The organism is Martinezella lusitana, assembly GCF_016901135.1.
In the GTDB taxonomy this organism is placed as follows: Bacteria; Pseudomonadota; Alphaproteobacteria; order Rhizobiales; family Rhizobiaceae; genus Rhizobium; species Rhizobium lusitanum_D.
This window is the reverse complement of sequence record NZ_JAFEVL010000045.1, coordinates 734,169-751,205: the sequence shown is the minus strand read 5'-3', so window position 1 is coordinate 751,205 and position 17,037 is coordinate 734,169. Positions and strand designations below refer to the sequence as shown.

At 61.4% G+C, this 17,037-nt stretch carries 14 protein-coding genes; 12 read left to right on the top strand and 2 right to left on the bottom strand.

What is annotated here, in order from left to right:
- The first annotated feature begins 239 nt into the window (after nucleotides 1–239).
- From ampC to JTP94_RS19290, 7 genes are all read left to right on the top strand, one after another.
- A complete protein-coding gene (gene ampC, locus JTP94_RS19320; protein WP_409456618.1) occupies nucleotides 240–1,397 on the top strand; it encodes a class C beta-lactamase in 1,158 nt (385 codons plus the stop codon).
- A gap of 639 nt (nucleotides 1,398–2,036) precedes the next feature.
- Nucleotides 2,037–2,357, top strand: a complete 321-nt coding sequence (locus JTP94_RS19315) for a hypothetical protein (RefSeq protein WP_246755045.1) — start codon at nucleotides 2,037–2,039, stop codon at nucleotides 2,355–2,357.
- Nucleotides 2,358–2,553: 196 nt separating this feature from the next.
- Complete coding sequence (locus JTP94_RS19310) at nucleotides 2,554–3,243, top strand: GntR family transcriptional regulator (protein WP_204852338.1); 690 nt, start codon at nucleotides 2,554–2,556, stop codon at nucleotides 3,241–3,243.
- Between the two features lie 67 nt (nucleotides 3,244–3,310).
- Entirely contained in the window at nucleotides 3,311–4,825 is a 1,515-nt protein-coding gene (locus tag JTP94_RS19305; RefSeq protein ID WP_204852063.1) for a putative N-acetylmannosamine-6-phosphate 2-epimerase, read from the top strand.
- A 49-nt stretch (nucleotides 4,826–4,874) separates the two neighbouring features.
- Complete coding sequence (locus tag JTP94_RS19300) at nucleotides 4,875–6,200, top strand: extracellular solute-binding protein (RefSeq protein ID WP_204852337.1); 1,326 nt, start codon at nucleotides 4,875–4,877, stop codon at nucleotides 6,198–6,200.
- Between the two features lie 52 nt (nucleotides 6,201–6,252).
- On the top strand, nucleotides 6,253–7,119 hold the full coding sequence (locus tag JTP94_RS19295) for a carbohydrate ABC transporter permease (RefSeq protein WP_204852062.1): 867 nt from the start codon (nucleotides 6,253–6,255) through the stop codon (nucleotides 7,117–7,119).
- 1 nt (nucleotide 7,120) lies between these two features.
- Nucleotides 7,121–7,942 carry a carbohydrate ABC transporter permease gene (locus JTP94_RS19290; protein ID WP_204852061.1) on the top strand — a complete coding sequence of 274 codons (822 nt, stop codon included), beginning with the start codon at nucleotides 7,121–7,123 and terminating at the stop codon, nucleotides 7,940–7,942.
- Nucleotides 7,943–7,948: 6 nt separating this feature from the next.
- Here JTP94_RS19290 and JTP94_RS19285 read toward each other — a convergent pair whose 3' ends face one another.
- Both JTP94_RS19285 and JTP94_RS19280 read right to left on the bottom strand, forming a co-directional pair.
- A complete protein-coding gene (locus JTP94_RS19285; protein WP_204852060.1) occupies nucleotides 7,949–9,127 on the bottom strand; it encodes a M20 family metallopeptidase in 1,179 nt (392 codons plus the stop codon).
- Nucleotides 9,128–9,189: 62 nt separating this feature from the next.
- A complete protein-coding gene (locus JTP94_RS19280) occupies nucleotides 9,190–10,002 on the bottom strand; it encodes an IclR family transcriptional regulator (RefSeq protein ID WP_204852059.1) in 813 nt (270 codons plus the stop codon).
- Between the two features lie 128 nt (nucleotides 10,003–10,130).
- On the opposite strand from JTP94_RS19280, the gene JTP94_RS19275 reads away from it, so the two are divergent.
- From JTP94_RS19275 to JTP94_RS19255, 5 genes are all read left to right on the top strand, one after another.
- The gene (locus tag JTP94_RS19275) at nucleotides 10,131–11,207 is read left to right on the top strand and encodes a succinylglutamate desuccinylase/aspartoacylase family protein (protein ID WP_204852058.1); all 1,077 of its coding nucleotides are present in this window, start codon (nucleotides 10,131–10,133) and stop codon (nucleotides 11,205–11,207) included.
- Complete coding sequence (locus JTP94_RS19270) at nucleotides 11,197–12,135, top strand: threonine/serine dehydratase (protein WP_204852057.1); 939 nt, start codon at nucleotides 11,197–11,199, stop codon at nucleotides 12,133–12,135. Before JTP94_RS19275 ends, JTP94_RS19270 begins: the two co-directional genes overlap by 11 nt.
- A 178-nt stretch (nucleotides 12,136–12,313) precedes the next feature.
- The gene (locus JTP94_RS19265; RefSeq protein ID WP_204852056.1) at nucleotides 12,314–13,333 is read left to right on the top strand and encodes a sugar ABC transporter substrate-binding protein; all 1,020 of its coding nucleotides are present in this window, start codon (nucleotides 12,314–12,316) and stop codon (nucleotides 13,331–13,333) included.
- 111 nt (nucleotides 13,334–13,444) lie between these two features.
- Nucleotides 13,445–16,000 (top strand): ATP-binding cassette domain-containing protein, encoded by a 2,556-nt coding sequence (locus JTP94_RS19260; protein WP_204852055.1) that lies wholly within the window; start codon nucleotides 13,445–13,447, stop codon nucleotides 15,998–16,000.
- 11 nt (nucleotides 16,001–16,011) lie between these two features.
- Nucleotides 16,012–17,031, top strand: a complete 1,020-nt coding sequence (locus JTP94_RS19255; protein ID WP_204852054.1) for a Gfo/Idh/MocA family protein — start codon at nucleotides 16,012–16,014, stop codon at nucleotides 17,029–17,031.
- The last annotated feature ends 6 nt before the right edge of the window (nucleotides 17,032–17,037 follow it).

The following is a 17,037-nucleotide window of genomic DNA, read 5'->3' as shown; positions in this document are numbered from 1 at the left end:
AGTTTTTCTCATGCCTAAGCCCAGAATTGATCGTTTGTCTAGGGCAGGATGCGACGCCATAGTCCGTGTCGCGAGGTGATTGCAGGGGCAAATGACCTCCATGCAGGCACCGACAGCAACCCCGACCGAGCTCACCAATCCCGGATCCATGACCTCAGGCCGCAATCGTCTGCGCGGCCTGTCACCAATATGAGGACCTTATCTTGCACATGCATTCCATCTCGCTACCGAAACTCGGCATGATCGCCAGCTGCCTTTTCTATGGTGTCAACGCTCACGCCGCCGACGGCAATGATCCGGATCGGCTGGAACGGGCCGTCAGTGAAGCTATCCGCCCGGCCATGACGGAAAACGATGTCCCGGGAATGGCCGTCGCGATCACGGTCAAGGGCAAGCATTACTTCCTCAACTATGGCGTGGCCTCGAAGGAGACCGGACAGAAGGTCTCAAACGACACGATCTTCGAGCTCGGCTCGATCAGCAAGACCTTCACCGCCGTCCTTGCATCCTATGCCCAGGTCAGCGGAAAGCTGTCGCTCTCCGACAAGGCAACCAAGTATCTTCCTGCACTTTCCGGCAGTAGCTTCGACAAGATCAGCCTCCTTGATCTCGGCACATACACGACAGGCGGCCTGCCGCTGCAGTTTCCCGACGATGTGGCCGATCAGGACAAGATGATCGCCTATTATCGCAACTGGCACCCTTCCTATGCGCCGGGCACCCATCGGCTCTATTCCAACCCCAGCATCGGCCTGTTCGGCTATCTGGCCGCCGCAGCCATGGGCGAGCCATTCGATACGCTGATGCAGGAAAAGATCTTCGCTGGTCTCGGCCTCAATCATACCTACGTCCGCGTCCCGCCGGGCGAGATGGGCAATTATGCCTACGGCTATTCGAAGCAGAACAAGCCGATCCGGGTGACACCAGGCGTTCTGGACACGCAAGCCTATGGCGTAAAGACCACTTCGGCTGACATGATCAGCGTTCTCGAGGCCAATATGGACAGCTCCCGGCTTGACGACACCCTTCAGCGCGCGGTCGCCGCGACCCATATCGGCTATTACACCGTGGGAAACACGACACAGGCGCTGGGCTGGGAGATCTACACCTATCCGACGACGCTCACCCGGCTACTTTCAGGCAATTCATCTGACATGGCGCTGAAGCCACATAAGATAACCCGGCTCGTGCCGCCACAACAGCCGCGCAAGGATATCTTGCTTAACAAGACCGGCTCGACCAACGGTTTTGGCGACTATGCGGCCTTCATTCCCGCTAGGCAGGTTGGAATCGTCCTGCTGGCGAACAAGAACTATCCGATCCCGGAACGCGTCAAGGCCGCATACAAGATCCTGACGGCAATCGAAAGCCTGTCCGGTTCGAACGGCGCGCAATAGGAGGCAGCACCTTCGGGAACCTGCTCGATCCACAAAAGGGCCGGCTCTCGGGAAAAGACGTCGAGGGCCGGCCATTTTCATTCCATGCGTTGATTGCTATCGATTGCCGGAAGACCCACGCGGGGCAGCATCTGCTTGGGAGGCTTCCACCCCGTTGAAGAACTCCTGCAGGAGCCGGGTAATCCGCTCGGGGGATGTGCCCTTGGCATATTCTTCCTGCATCCGGCGTCTCACTAATATTTCCAGGACTGACATGTGTTTCACCTCATCAATCCGGCGCGAGGCAAATGTCGCTCCCAATGGCATGGGAGGCAAGTTACAGTTTCTTCATGGTTTTGATCGACCGCAACCGAAATAAACCGATGGCGCCATGATCTGCCCTTGATCCCGTGCGAGAGCTGCGATGTCCGATCAGGATCAGCTCATCGCCAGAGTTGCCAATTACCAGCGCATCGTAGAATTGAAAGCGGCTAAGCGGTCGGTTGTTTGCGTTTCATTAACTTCCGTGCTTTAGCGCGCACACCCCGGCCTTTGGACGAGGTCGCATGCAAGGAATGAATAATGCCCGTAAAGAAAAGCTCTGCCTCTGATGTTTTCCAACGCAAGATCTCGGATTTCTGCGACTTGAGGCTCGCGCCTTTGCTGCAGCCCCGCAGCTTTGAAAACCTCAAGGGCTTCATGATCGGGCTTGTCGTCTTCCAGTCGCGTCCTCCGCTGCGGGCAGGAAGAGTGGACTGGCAGGAAATCGCAACGCTTTGCGGCATGGATGCGGAAATGAGCCCCGAGTTCAAACGTGCGGCTCAACCCGGTTTTGACGCGATTCTTCGGTGGTTAAGGGCGGGCCAAGGCAATAAGGCGGCCATCCCTCATGCCGCTCAAAAAGGGCAATTGCAGAGCGCCGGCAGAGCGGGCATCGTGGCGCGGACTGCGCGTCGAGCAATAGCGCCGCAAAGACCATAGAGCAGCTCATTGCGGCCCACCTGGCGTCCGTATCATTCTTCTCCTCCCTCGACAGATCGCGAAAAGCCGTACAGTATAATACCAGTATCGGACAGGAGGAAATTCGCTCCTAGTCGTGCGATCGAAGGGAAGGTTTGCCTTGGCGACTGATATCATCGACCTGGTCAGGAAAGAGTTCGCCGCCGGCGCGCCGGGGATGCCGCTCTACAAGCAGCTCAAGACGGCTATAGAAACCGCCATTCGCGACCACGCCTTCAAGTCCGGCTCGGCTCTACCGGGTGAACGGTCGCTCGCCGAAGCCCTGTCGCTGTCGCGCGTGACAGTCCGCAAGGCACTCGCAATGCTGGAAGAGGAGGGCATGCTGAGCCGGCGGCAAGGCGCACGCAGCGAAATCGGGTCCCGGGTCGAAAAATCGCTTTCCACGCTGACCAGCTTCTCCGAGGATCTGCGGGCGCGCGGAATGGAGCCGGGATGCATCTGGCTTTCCAAGCAGTTAACTCGACCTTCCCCGGCTGAAATGATGGCGCTCGGCATTTCCGCAAATTCGCAAGTCCTGCGCATGCGCAGGGTGCGGACCGCCGATGGCGCACCGATTGCCGTCGAACATGCGGCTGTGCCCGTACGCTTTCTCCCCTCACCTTCGACCGTCGGCGATTCCCTATACGAAGCTCTTGCCCAGCGCGGCTTTCTGCCCCGGCGCGCCGTCCAGAGAATGCGGGCGCGGGCAGCTTCTCCTGAAGATGCCCAGCATCTGCGCTGCGAGCCGGGCGCACCGATCCTGACGACGGAGCGCCGCTGCTTTCTCGCCGATGGCGAGATCGTCGAATATTGCGAGACGCGCTACAAGGGCGAGGTCTACGACTTCGTCTTCGAGCTTCAGAGATAATACCAGTTTAAAACCGGTTGCTTTCTGGTGACCTTGCTCTATCGTGACACTCCGAAAGGGGTGCCGAATGCGCAAGGAAGATCTCAATCTAAGCCTCATCGTCTCCTGCCAGCCCGTGCCTGATGGCGCGATGGACGAAGCCGTTTTCGTGGTCGGCTTTGCGCGCGCGGCACTCGCAGCTGGCGCGCGAGCCCTGCGCATCGAATCATCAGCCTATGTCGCCGCAGTCAGATCAGCCGTCGACGCGCCCATCATCGGCATCGTCAAGCGCGATCTCGATGACAGCCCGGTGCGCATCACACCCTTTATCGCCGATGTCGAGGCGCTGGCCGATGCCGGCGCCGACATCATCGCCTTCGATGCCACGGATCGGGGCCGGCCGGCGACGATCGAGGCACTTCTGGCGGCCATCGAGGCCAGGGGCCTGCTCTCCATGGCCGATTGCTCCTGCCTGGACGATGCGAAACGGGCGCTGGCGGCCGGCGCTGATTTCGTCGGATCGACCATGTCGGGTTATGTCGGCGGCCCTGAACCGGAGGAGCCGGATATCGCGCTGATCGCAGCCATGCGACAGCTGACACCCTATGTCATTGCCGAAGGTCGCATCCGCACCCCGCAACAGGCCGCCGACGCCGTTCGCGCCGGCGCTTGTGCTGTCGTCGTCGGATCGGCGATTACGCGCACCGAGCACGTGACCTCATGGTTCCACGACGCCGTTTCGGCGGCCTTCTCGCAACGCGACGCGGCAACGCTTGCGATCGATATCGGCGGCACCAAGACGCTCGCGGCTTTGGTGCGTGGCGCAGAGGTGTTGGCCGAGGCAACCATTGCCACCAGCCGGGAAGCGGGTCCCGACGATTGGCTGGCTGGCATCGCCGAACAGGCCAGGCATTGGAGCGGCCAATACGAGCGTGTCGGTATTGCCGTAACCGGCCTTATCGACGAAGGGCGCTGGTCGGCGCTCAATCCCGCAACGCTCGCGATCCCCGACGGCTACCCGCTCGTCGCGCAGGCAAGCAAACTGTTCGGCAAACCCGCCTTTGCCGTCAACGATGCCCAGGCCGCGGCCTGGGGCGAGCATAGGTTCGGCGCCGGAGGCAACGAGGATACGGTGTTCCTGACCATATCCACCGGCATCGGCGGCGGTGTCGTCATCAACGGAAGCCCGCTGCTCGGTCTTGCCGGCCATTTCGGCCTGCTTCGCAGCCCGACGCTCGGCGAAGCTCCACTCGAGGATGTCGCTTCCGGTCGCTGGATGGCAATTGAGGCCGCTCGTAACGGACATCAGGCCGAGGCGCCCGAGATCTTCGAGCAGGCTCGCAACGGCGCGGCCTGGGCGCAGGCGATCGTCGCGCAGTCGGCGCTGCGGGTAGCACTCCTGTGCCGCGACATTCAGATGATGTTTGCCCCGAAACGCATCGTCATCGGCGGCGGCATCGGCCTGGCAGCCGGCTATCTCGACGCCATCAGCGCGCATCTCGTGGCGCTGCCGCCGCAGCTCGCGCCGCATCTGGTCGCCGCAAGCCTCGGCCCACGCGCCGGCATCATCGGCGCGGCAGATCTTGCCAGCCGCAACGGATAGGCGGATCCAACGCAATTCAACAAACAACGATAAAGGAAAGGGAACAATGATGAAATTCAAATACATATCGTCTGCAGTGCTCGCCTTGATGCTATCGGCGACGGCGCTGCCGGGTCTTGCCAACGCCAAAGTGGTCGTGCTCGGCTGGCCTGGTGGTTCGGAGGAAGCGGCACTGCGCGCCACCACCGATCTTTACAACAAGACGGCGGCGGATGCCGACAAGATCGAACTTCTGTTCTTCAACCGCGACGGCTTCTTCGACAAGCTGCAGGCCGATATGGCCGCCGGCTCGAACGCCTTCGACGTCAATCTCGTGGCGACCTATTCGATCGGCCGTTATGCGCCCTACATGGAGCCGATCGAACTCAACGCCGACGCATCGAAGGTTTTCGGCGACGCCGTGTTGAAGACGATGCAGTTCGACGACAAGCAATATGGCGTGCCGACGGACCTCTCGCTGCACTTCATGTACTACCGCAAGGATCTGATCGACGCGCTCATCGCCGACCCCGATGCCAAGGCCAAATATGCCGAGATTTCGAAGAAGTATCTCGGCAAGGAGCTTGCGCCCAAGCAGCCTGACGATTGGACGTGGGATGACTGGGCGGCGACCGCACTCTATTTCAGCAAGCAGGTGAACCGCCAAAGCCCGGTGCGCTACGGCACCGTGCTGCAGATGAAGAACCTCCTCTTCAACATGATGGTGTTCCAATCCCTGCCGCGCGCCTATGGCGGTGACTGGACGGATGCGAGCGGCAACGTCACTGTTGATTCCGATGCCTATAAGACCGGCCTCACGCTCTACAAGACGCTCTATGACGCCGGCGCTTCGCCGAAGGATTCGCTGAGCTATGAATATGCCGAGACCAATGCCGCCTATAGCTCCGGGCAGGCAGCGACCGCGCTGCAATGGAATGCCGCCGCGGCTGAACTCACCGACGCAAAGAAATCGCCTGTCGTCGCCGATGTCACCGGCATTGTCGCGCCGCCGGCCGGACCGAATGGACGCGCCGACCATATCCACGGTCTCGGCCTCGGCCTGAACAAGAACGCCAAGAACAAAGAAGGCGCCATCAAGTTTCTCAAATGGCTGTCCTCCGAGGAGGCCGCGCTTGCCTATGCCCGTGCCGGTGGTTCCCCTGCCCTGACGCCCGATGTCGTCGCCAAGGTGGCCAAGGAACGTCCTGATCTGGTCAAGCTCGGCGAATTTGCCAGCAAATACGGCTACGTCATGACGGGCGCCACCTCCGCCAAGGCGCTTTCGGTCTACGAATTGCAGGCCAAGGAATTCACCGGCTACTGGTCCGGCCAGCAGAGCCTTGAGGATGCGCTTGCCCATACCAAGGCAGGCATGCAGGATCTGTTGAAAAAATAAGGACAAAGGTCGGATGCCGGCTCTACGGCATCCGACCGCTGCGGCTAACAATATGGCTCTCGTAAAACGCGCCGAAGGCAGGCTCTACCTGGCACCGCTTGTCGGGTTTCTTCTGCTGTTCCTCGGCTTTCCGGCACTTCTCAATCTTCTTTATTCCGTCTCGACGGTCTCATTCGAGACGCTGCGTAGTCCTGAGATCAGTGGCTTCGGCAACTATGTCGCGGCCCTGACGGACGCGGCATTTTGGCAATCGGTGTGGTTCTCGCTGCGCTTCGGCATCATCACCGCGGTTTCGGAGTGCCTGCTCGGCCTTTTCCTGGCGATTTTCCTGAAGCCGCTCCTGTCGGCGCGGCCGGTGCTGATGGCGCCCCTGATGCTGCCGCTGATGGTCGCGCCCGCCATGGTCGGCCTGATGTACCGCCTCGTCCTGCATGAGTTCGCCGGACCGGTGCCCTATTACCTGTTCGAATGGTTCGGCGACAGCCCGGCCTTTCTCGATTATGCGAATGCCTTTCGCACGCTCATCGTGATCGAAGTGCTGCAATGGACACCGTTCGCCTTCCTGCTTTTTTACGTCGCCTATATCGCCATCCCCGAGGACGTGCACGAGGCGGCCGCTCTCGACGGCGCCACGGGCCTGCAGCGGCTGTGGCGCATCGACCTGCCGCTGATGCTTCCGACACTGACGGTCGCCTTCTTCATCCGCTTCATCGACGGCTTCCGCGTTTTCGACAACGTCTATGCATTGACCGGCAGCGGCGCCGGCGGATCGACCACGTCGCTTTCGATCTACATCTACCAGGCCTTCTTCAAGGAGGGCGCCATCGGCAAGGCGGTGGCAGCCTCCGTCGTGCTGTTCATCACCTCGCTGCTGGTCCTCTACGGTTTGAACTGGCTGAGCGCCCGAAGGAACAAGTAGGATGTTGAAGTCGCTGCGCTGGATCGTCTATGGCGTCATGGTTCTTGCCATGAACTTCCCCGTCCTCGTCACTCTCATCACCTCGTTCAAGACGACGCGCGAGATCGCCAGCAACCCCGGCCTATGGATCGAGCAACCAACCTTCGACAACTATCTGAAGGTGCTGACGGAAACAGAGCGCTTCAACATCTTCCTCTATCTTGCCAACAGCACCGCGGCAGCCCTCATCGGCACGACCCTTGCGATCCTGCTCGCCTTCCCGGCGGCCTATGTGATCGCGCGCAGCGAGATCGGCCAAAAACTCTTGCTTCCGCTCGTCATCAACCTTCGCGCCGTGCCCCTGATCGTCTTCGCGATCCCGCTCTATATGATGTATCAATGGCTCGGCCTGCTCGACACGCAGATCGGCCTGGGTCTCATCTTCACGATCGTCAACATTCCGCTGGCTCTGGTCATGCTCGTCAACGCGATTTCTGACGTGCCGGTGGAGCTCGACGAAGCCGCGACCGTCGATGGGGCAAGCGTCTTCGACATCATGATCCGTATCATTCGCCCGGTGATCCGCCCGACGCTTGTGACCACCTTCATCTTCGGTTTCATCACCGCCTGGAACGAGTTTCTCTTCGGGTTGATGCTGACGACCAGCCGCGCCGTGCCGATGACGGTCGGTGCCTCCTTCTTCTTTGCCGCCAGCGGCGGCGGCGTGCAGTGGGGCATGGCATCGGCCGTCATGATCCTCGGCGCATTGCCGCCGGCGCTGCTCGGTATCGTGATGTATCGGCAGCTCTCCGGCTCGATGACCTCAGGCGCAGTCAAGGGCTAGGCGCCGCTAGAGCCGGCTTGCCAGCAAAGCGAGGATCTCGGCACCGCGCGCGACCTCCTCCATGTCGACGTGCTCGTCAGCGGCATGAGCCTGTTCGATCCGGCCGGGACCGAAGATCACAGTCGGCGTTCCCGCGCGTGTAAGCTTGGAAGCATCCGAGCCGAACGGCACGCCGATAGCCTGATGAGGCAAGCCAGCCTCCGCCAGAATGGCGGACAGCTCCCGGACGATGCGCGCATCCTGCGGCACTTCCATCGACACGGAATCGACGAACGGAGCCTGCATAAGAATATCGGCGCCCGCGGCATGACCCCGCGCAAAGGCGTTCACCACATCAGCGATTTCCTGCCAGGCCTCATCCCCGGTCTGATCAGGCAGACTACGGAAATCAAAGGTCAACGAAGCATGGCCCGGCACCGTGTTTGCCCCTTCGCCCGCCTGCATCAGGGTGCAGGTCAGGCTGCGGCGGCCCAGCAGCGGATGCGTTCGATCGGTCGCGCGCATATAATCGCGAAGATGGCGCAGGAGATCGGCGGCAACGGCCAAGGCGTCGATGCTGTCCTCAGGCTTTGACGCGTGCCCTGCCCGCCCCCGCACATCGATGACCCAGCGAATGACCCCTTTGCAGGCGCGGACGACGGCAAGGCTGGTCGGCTCGCCTGCAACGCCGAGATCATACGGCTGGTGAGCACGCACATGGTGCTGAACGCCTCTGAAGGTCATCTCTTCATCGATCGCGGCAACGAAGGTGAGATCGCAGCCGCAGCCGCGCCTTTTCAGCGCCCGCATTGCCAGCATGAACATGGCGAGGCATCCCTTGTCGTCGACGGAACCTCGGCCATAGAGCTTCGTGCCCTCGATGCGCGGCTGGAAGGGCGACGCCATGCCCTCCACCTGAACCGTATCGGTATGCCCTTCCCAGATCATCGACGGCGCTCCCGGCCCGCCGTGCAGGTGGGCAACGACATTCGGGCGCCCAGGCAGAACCTCCTCCATCGCGACCTCGATCCCCTCGCGGCTCAGCCAATCGGCGATGAACGTGGCCAGCTTTGCCTCACCGAACCAGTCCGCCGGCAAACTCGGCTGACAGAAGTCGGGATTGACGCTGGGGATCGACACCATGGCGCTCAACAGGCTCGCAACCTCTTGCGGTTCGATGCGATCATGTCCTGCAGCGGCACTCATCCGATCGATCCTCTGTATGGCCTATCGCGTGATATGACCGACGCGACATACCTCGATATGCATCAACTGCCCGTACCCATCTCCTTGGGCGAGCGCAGACGCGGCGAGAGCCGCGCGGAGATGCGGTCGCAGGCGGCCTGCAGGACGCTGAGCGTCGCCGCGTGGCGGCTTTCCCGCGTATGACGATTGATATAGGCGATGATAATCGACGCGATGGCATTGCCATCGGCACCGATGATGGGGCAGCAAATATCCGTAATGCCGACGAAGTCACGGCTGTTATGCAGCTCGTAGCCTCTCCGGTGTATTGCCGCCAGCTGCTTGTCCAGTGCCTTACGGTCGATCGGTGCGGCTGAGCGCCCCTGGCATTCATCGATGATCCGTTTTGCCGTCGTGGGTGATTGGAAGGCAAGGATCACCTGGCCGGAGGTCGAATCCGTTGCGAGGCGACCGTAACCCAGCCTCAGCGTGAACGACATGTCCTCGCCGCCGGGCACGGCAGCGGTGACGACCGTCAGCCCGTGGCTGATGACAACGAGATGGGGCGACTGCTGGCTTTCCAGGGCGATCGTGGACAGCTCCGGCATCGCCGCCGTCATCAGGTCCTGGGTACTCGGCGTATGCAGCCCGAGCTTGAAAAGCCGGTCCGTCAGCGAAAAGGCATCCGTCTCGGCATCCCGCTCTATGTATCCGCGTTCCTGCAGGGCAACGAGCATGCGAAAGATCTCATTCTTCGAACGGCCCAGGCCGTCGGCGATCGCCTTCATCGTCAGGGACGTGTCGGCCTCGGCAAGCAGTTCCAGGACTTCCAACCCCTTCGTCAAGGCTGGAGCCGAGTAGGAAAGCTTGCCGCCTTCATTGGAACCATTGCTCATGAACCGAATCCTCCATGGGACATCAACCATAAGAATTGCCGGAGCGCTTGTCATTCGTTTCATATTCAAACTTGACACCATATATAAAACCGCCATGATGCCTTCAGCAAGATATATGAGTGGACAGCATGACAAATTTCAGTGTGGTAAAATCGGGCACCTCGGAGCGAAAGCCGCTGACACCGCGTCGCAACAGCATCTTCACATCAGTCGATCTCGATCGCCTCGGCAAGCAGATCGGCTATTTCAGCGTGCCGCAATCGCCGCATGACGATGCCTGGGGTGTCGTTCAGGTGCCGATCGCCGTCGTCAAGAACGGGACCGGGCCGACAGTGCTGATCGAAGCGGGTAACCATGGCGATGAATATGAAGGGCCGATCGCGCTCGGCGAATTGCTGCGCGAAATCGATCCGGCCGACGTGACCGGACGCATCATCGCGATCCCGGCCATCAACGTACGCGCCGTCGAGGCCGGGCAGCGCACGTCACCCATCGATGGGCTCAATTTCAACCGTAGCTTTCCCGGCGATTTCAACGGCACGCTGACAAGCCAGATCGCCGCCTATGTCAATGATTGTCTCTTCCCCATCGCCGACTATTTCCTCGATCTGCATTCGGGCGGATCGTCGCTGATGATCCTCCCAAGCGCCATCATCGAGCCGTCTCCGACGACGGAGGGGCATCGGCGCAACATCAGGGCCACCCTCGCCTTCGGCGCACCGACCGTCGTCATGATCGACAATCTCGGCGACACCCGTACGTCGACTGCTGCAGCCAACCAGCAGGGCCTGATCGTCATCGGCAGCGAGATGGCCGGCGGCGGCCTCGTCAGCCAGGAAGCGCTCGCTATCTGCCGACGTGGCATCCGCAACGTCCTTAAGCATGCCGGCGTGCTGAAAGGCGCGCCGGATGTGCCGGCGGGCGCCAATGCCCGGGTACTGAAGGTGCCGGGCACGGAGGGCTATATACTTTCCGACGAGGACGGCGTGTTCGAGCCGATCACCGAGCTCGGCTCCGTCGTCAAGAAGGGCGAGATCGCAGGTCGAATCCATTTCCTGCGCTCGCCGGCCCGGGAACCTGTTATCCTCCATCATCCGATCGATGGTATCGTTTTCGCCAAGCGTCAGCCCGGCCGGGTTCGCCCCGGCAATTGCTGTTTCGTGCTTGCCAACGAATATCCGGAGGCGTTGAGCAATGAGCTATGAGGATATCAAGGCCGCCGCTGGCCGCATCGCCCCCTTCGTGCGCAGCACGCCGACGATCAAGCTTGAACATTGCGCCGGCTTCGATCTGCGCAACGATTTCCACCTGAAGCTCGAATGCCTGCAGGTCAGCGGCTCCTTCAAGATCCGCGGCGCGGCAAATCGCGTAAGGTCGCTGCCGCCTGAGCGAATTCAGCGGGGCCTGGTGGCCGCCTCCGGCGGCAATCATGGTCTCGCCACCGCCTACATGGCGCATCAGTCCGGCGTTCCGGCAACGATCTTTCTGCCGAGCAATGCCAGTCCAATCAAGGAACAGAAGCTTCGTCGCTGGGGCGCGGACGTTCGCCGTGCCGGCAATATATGGGACGAGGCACAAGAGGCCGCCCTTGCCTTTGCCGAACAGCAAGGCGCATTCTGCATGCATCCCTTTGCGGACGAGGCCATCGTCTCGGGCCAGGGAACGGTGGCTTTGGAGATGGTGGAACAATTGCCCGAGGCCGATCTCTACATCGTCGCCATCGGCGGCGGCGGCCTGATCGCCGGCATGTCCCAAGTCATCAAGACGCTCAATCCGAAAGCGCGGATCATCGGCGTCGAGCCCGTGGGCTCGCCAACGCTGCGCGCCTGCTTCGATGCCGGCCGGGTCGTGCGCCTTGCCGAAGTCACCACCAGGGTCGCAACGATGGCCTGCGGCCGAACGGACGAGAGCATCTACGAGATCGCACGGCGCAATGTCGATGATATCGTTCTGGTCGACGACGATGCCATGCAACGTGCTGCTGCATTGCTATGGTTCGAGTTCGGTATCGCTGCGGATTTGAGCGGCGCGGCCTCATTGGCCGCGGTCATGTCAGGAGCTCTCGTGCCGCCACCCGGAGCCCGCATCGCCGGCCTCGTCTGTGGTTCGGGAGTCGATGGTTTTAACGCGTAAAGGTTGAATAATTCTGGCACTTTTAGAAAGTGCTGTATAAGAATGAGCGCAAAGCGCCATAGTCACCGACAGGACGCGTCACTGGGGACGAATGCCTGACGGGCGGAATGTGAAGAAGAGGCGAGACAATCGCCCGCCATGATCACGAAAAGCCTTCAAGGCAGAGGAGAACTGAAACATGCGCACACTTCTGAAAGCATCCGTCGCCCTGCTCGCGCTTGCGCTGGCAACACCATCGATCGCCAAGGACAAGGTTCTTGGCCTGGCAGCGATCGACCTGCAAAACTCGTTCTTCGTCCGCATGAAGGAAGCCGGCGATGTCGCCAGCAAGGACTATGGCGTCAAGGCCACCTGGCAGAGCGCTGAAGGCAGCCTGGAAAAGCAGGTCGGCATCATCGAGAATTTCGTCAATCAGGGCGTTAGCGCCATTCTGATCGACCCGATCGACAAGAATGCCGTCGTTCCCGCCATCAAGAAGGCGCTCGCTGCCGGCATCCCGGTCATCACCATGGGCAACAAGGTCGAGGCCGGCGGCAACTATTCGACGCTCTATCCCGACTATGACAATATGTCGATGGTCGCCCGCGCCGTCGGCACATCGCTCGGCGGCGAAGGCGAGGTCGCCTTGCTTGTCGGCTCCCGCGGCAACTTCGTTTCCGACACGCGCGAGAAGGGCTTCGTCGAAACGATGAAGAAGGAGTTTCCGAAGATCAAGATCGTCGGCATCGAGCCGACCGGATGGGATGCCGCCAAGGCAACCAACGCCGCGCAGACATGGCTGACGACCTATCCGGACCTTAAAGCCATCGCCTGCATTTCCGATAGCCTTTGCCTTGCCGCCGATTCCGTTGCCAGCTCGATGAACGTCAACCTGATCTATGGCGGCTATGACGGCGACGCCGAAATGAAGGACATGATCGACAATGGCAAGATGGTCATGGATGTGCTCACCGGCGCCTATCGCGTCGGCTACTGGAACATTGCGGTCGCCGCACGTCTTGCCAACGGCGAGAAAATGCCGAACGATCTCTTTATGCCGACCTATTTCGTGACGTCGGACGCGACGGCGGAGAAACTGAAGAAGGCCGGCCTCAATTTCGAGCATATCAACACCGACAAGGAAGCGGTGGAAGCCAAGAACTATACAGAGCAGCTTGGACCGAAGGTTCCGACCTCGGCAATGACCGTCGGGAAATAAGTCCGACGCAGGGCTGCCGGTGCGCATCCGTGCCGGCGGTCCCCACTCCATGAACATCCTGAATCCTCGCCCCTCCGGGCGATGCGCATTGTGTTCGAGAGGCGGCCGACCATGCTTCAAAACCGGATTTCATCCCTGCTCCGTCGCAACGAGCCGGTTCTTGTCATCGTCCTTATCATCGCCGTCATCGTGTTCGGCTGGATCGACCCACGCTTTCTGACGACGGGCAACTTCGTCAGCATCGCCCAGCAGAGCGCCGTCATCGCACTCGTCGCCTTCGCCATGACGGCCGTCATCATTGCCCGCGGCATCGATATCTCCGTCGGCAGCACGCTGGCCTTTTCCGGTGTGGCCGCCGGTCTCGTCTATGCATCGACCGGTTCGGCTGCGGCAACACTGCTGACGGCGATCCTGGCCGGTGCCGTCATCGGCCTGCTGAACGGCGTGCTGATCGGCTTTGCCGGTATCTCTCCTTTCATTGCGACGCTTGCGACCATGGCCTTCGCACGAGGGCTTTCGCTGAGCCTTTCGGGCGCGTCGAGCATCGCGATCGACAATCCCGTCATTCTCTATGCCGGGCGCGAAAGCCTCGGTCCCATTCCGGCCGCCGTCATCGTTGCCGCTGTCTGCCTGCTTGCCTGGTGGTTCGTCCTTGCCCGCACCGTCTATGGCCGCTGGATCTATGCCGTCGGCGGCAATGCCGATGCGGCGCGGGCCTCCATGGTGCCGGTCGGCCTCGTGCGCATCTCGGTCTATCTCATCGCCGGAGCCACCGCCGGGCTTGGTGCCATCCTGACGATCGGCCGTCTCGGCTCGGCCCAGCCGCTTGCCGGCACCGGCCTCGAATTCACCGCTATCACCGCAGCGATCGTCGGCGGCACCAAGCTTTCGGGCGGGCAAGGCTCCATCTGGGGCACCGCGATCGGGGCATTGCTTCTCGGCGTGATCAACACCGGGCTTTCGTTCCTGCAGGTGCCGCAGATCGTCATCTACTATATCACCGGCGCCCTCATTCTCGTCGCGGTGCTGGCCAGCCAGCCGGAGAGCATCACTGCATTCGTCAAAACCGGCCGGCGCAAAAGCCAGGCGACAAAAATCGCACCGCCGCAGAATGGGGTGGCGAAAGCGCCTGCGGGTCGGCGCATAGAGTTGCGCGCCCTCGGCAAGTCATTCCCCGGCGTCAAGGCATTGGACGGCGTTTCGTTCGCCATATCGTCGGGCGAGGTCGTAGCACTCGCCGGCGAGAACGGTGCCGGCAAATCGACGCTGGTGAAGTGCATTTCCGGCGTCTATCGATCTGATGAAGGCGAGATCGCCATCGACGGCCGCCTGGTCGATTTTCATGCGCCGAGCGATGCCGAGGGCATCAGCGTCATCCATCAGCATTTCAGCCTTTCGCCGGATCTGACGGTCGCCGAGAACCTTTTCGTCGGTCGCGAGCCGCACACGCGCTTCGGCTTGCTGGACCGCGGCCGCATGCGCCGCGAGGCCGCCGCGATCATGCGGGAGCTGTCGCTCGATATCGACATCGATGCCGAACTGCGGTCTCTCTCCGTCGGCCGCCAGCAGATGGTGGAGATCGCCCGCGCCGTCCTCTCCGACGCCTGGCTCTTCATCATGGACGAGCCGACGAGCGCGCTTTCCAATCGCGAGCGAGATCATCTCTACGAGCTGATCGCCAAGCTTAGGCAACTTGGGGCGGGCATTCTCTACATCTCGCACAAGATGGAGGAGATCTTCAGCCAGTGTGACCGCGTGGTCGTGTTGCGCGACGGCAAGTTCATCGGCGAACGGCAGACGCGACAAACAAACGAAGCGGAGATCGTCTCCATGATGGTCGGCCGCGATCTCGGCGACATCTTCCCCTATCTCAAGGCCGATATTCGCGAAAAAGCGGTGGAGGTGCTGGATGCCTCGAACGGCAAGCTGCTGAAATCCGCCTCGCTCTGCGTCCATCGCGGCGAGATCGTTGCCATCGCCGGGCTGATGGGCAGCGGCCGCTCCGAAGTGTTGCGGCTGATTGCCGGTTTGGAAACGCTGCATGGCGGATCCATCGAGATCTTCGGCAAGGGCCAATCCGGCGGCGACATCAAAGCGGCGAACCGTGCCGGCATCGTCTACATTCCGGAAGACCGGCACCTCGAAGGCTTCGTCGGCACCATGTCCATCCGCGACAATCTCTCGCTCGCCTGGATACGCGGCAACAGCCGCTTCGGCCTGCTGTCGCCGCGCCGGATCAGTCGACTGGCGGGCGAATTGATCGCCTCCCTCGGCGTGCGGCCGGCGCAGCCGGATAAGAGGACGATCGAGCTTTCCGGCGGCAACCAGCAGAAGGTCGTCATCGGCAAGTGGCTGGCGACGAAGCCGCAGATCATCCTGCTCGACGAGCCGACGCGCGGCGTCGACGTCGGCGCCAAGTCCGAGCTGCACCACCTTATCGCCGAGCTGAAACGGCAGGGCGCGGCCATCCTGATGGTATCGAGCGAATTGCCCGAGGTGCTCGGCGTCGCCGATCGCATCATCGTCATGCGCGAGGGACGCTCGGTCGGCGAACTCGGACGCGGCGCCAGCGAACAGGACGTGATGGCGCTTGCTTTCAGCGAAAGCGCCCGCCCGCCGAATATCAATCCGAATGACGCCCATAACGCGCCGCAACACGTAGCATAGGGAGGAGATCAATGAGCAGACTGCGTATAACGATCGTCGGCGCCGGCTTCATGGGACTTCTGCATGCTCGCGTGGTGGCCGACAGCGACCTTGCCGAAGTTTCCGCCATCATCGATCCGAATGTCGAACTCGGCAGGCAGGCAGCAACCGAATTCGGTGTCCCACATTTCGCCGATGCGGCGTCCGCGCTCAGCGCCGGTGCGGCCGATGCCTATATCGTCGCGGCGCCCGACCGGCTGCACGAGGCCGTCACCTGCGAACTCCTGGAGGCAGGCAAGCCGGTGCTCCTCGAAAAACCGATGGCTCACACGCTCGATGCGGCCAAGGCGATCGCAAAAGCGGCAAAAAAGAGCGGCGCACGCCTGCTCGTCGGCCATATTCTTCGCTTCGATCCCCGCTATTGCGAGGCAGCTACCGCTGTGCGCGAGGGCCGCATCGGCCAGCCGATCCATGCCAGCAGCGGCCGCTTCACCAAACGTGATGTCGGCCAACGGATGAACGGCAAGTCAAGCGTCTGCTTCTACCTCGGCATTCACGATATCGATATGCTGCAATGGATCAGCGGCGCCGACATCACCTCGGTCTATTCGCGCTCGGTCTCCAAGCTCATGCCCTCTCTCGGCGTCGCTTCGGAGGACGCGATCTTCTCGACGGTCGAGATGTCCAACGGCATGAGCGGCCAGCTCTATTTCGGCTGGACGCTGCCGGAAGCCGCACCCACTGGCATATGGGCGCGCACCGAAGTCGTCGGCACCGACGGCCTGATCGATCTCGACGTGCGCGACCATGGCCTGCGCTTGCTGTCGCGCGGATCCTGGTCTCTGCCTGATAGCCTGCACTGGCCGACGACGAACGGACATATCGTCGGCGATCTCTACGAGGAAGTCAGGCATTTCATTGCTGCGGTCCAATCCGGGAAGCCCTTCGTCATGCCGGTCGAGGATGCCTTGAGGGCTGTTGCCGTCAATGACGCCATCCTGCGCAGTGTCGAAACCGGCAAGCGCGAAGCGGTAGAAGATTGGCACATTTGAGGCGGG

What these genes read in the sequence shown, in the direction of transcription:
- JTP94_RS19265 (WP_204852056.1), top strand. Translation starts at nt 12,314, where the DNA reads ATGCGCACACTTCTGAAAGCATCCGTCGCCCTGCTCGCGCTTGCGCTG.
- JTP94_RS19275 (WP_204852058.1), top strand. Translation starts at nt 10,131, where the DNA reads ATGACAAATTTCAGTGTGGTAAAATCGGGCACCTCGGAGCGAAAGCCG.
- JTP94_RS19260 (WP_204852055.1), top strand. Translation starts at nt 13,445, where the DNA reads ATGCTTCAAAACCGGATTTCATCCCTGCTCCGTCGCAACGAGCCGGTT.
- JTP94_RS19270 (WP_204852057.1), top strand. Translation starts at nt 11,197, where the DNA reads ATGAGCTATGAGGATATCAAGGCCGCCGCTGGCCGCATCGCCCCCTTC.
- JTP94_RS19285 (WP_204852060.1), bottom strand. Translation starts at nt 9,127, where the DNA reads ATGAGTGCCGCTGCAGGACATGATCGCATCGAACCGCAAGAGGTTGCG.
- ampC (WP_409456618.1), top strand. Translation starts at nt 240, where the DNA reads ATGATCGCCAGCTGCCTTTTCTATGGTGTCAACGCTCACGCCGCCGAC.
- JTP94_RS19255 (WP_204852054.1), top strand. Translation starts at nt 16,012, where the DNA reads ATGAGCAGACTGCGTATAACGATCGTCGGCGCCGGCTTCATGGGACTT.
- JTP94_RS19280 (WP_204852059.1), bottom strand. Translation starts at nt 10,002, where the DNA reads ATGAGCAATGGTTCCAATGAAGGCGGCAAGCTTTCCTACTCGGCTCCA.
- JTP94_RS19295 (WP_204852062.1), top strand. Translation starts at nt 6,253, where the DNA reads ATGGCTCTCGTAAAACGCGCCGAAGGCAGGCTCTACCTGGCACCGCTT.
- JTP94_RS19305 (WP_204852063.1), top strand. Translation starts at nt 3,311, where the DNA reads ATGCGCAAGGAAGATCTCAATCTAAGCCTCATCGTCTCCTGCCAGCCC.
- JTP94_RS19300 (WP_204852337.1), top strand. Translation starts at nt 4,875, where the DNA reads ATGAAATTCAAATACATATCGTCTGCAGTGCTCGCCTTGATGCTATCG.
- JTP94_RS19310 (WP_204852338.1), top strand. Translation starts at nt 2,554, where the DNA reads ATGCCGCTCTACAAGCAGCTCAAGACGGCTATAGAAACCGCCATTCGC.
- JTP94_RS19290 (WP_204852061.1), top strand. Translation starts at nt 7,121, where the DNA reads ATGTTGAAGTCGCTGCGCTGGATCGTCTATGGCGTCATGGTTCTTGCC.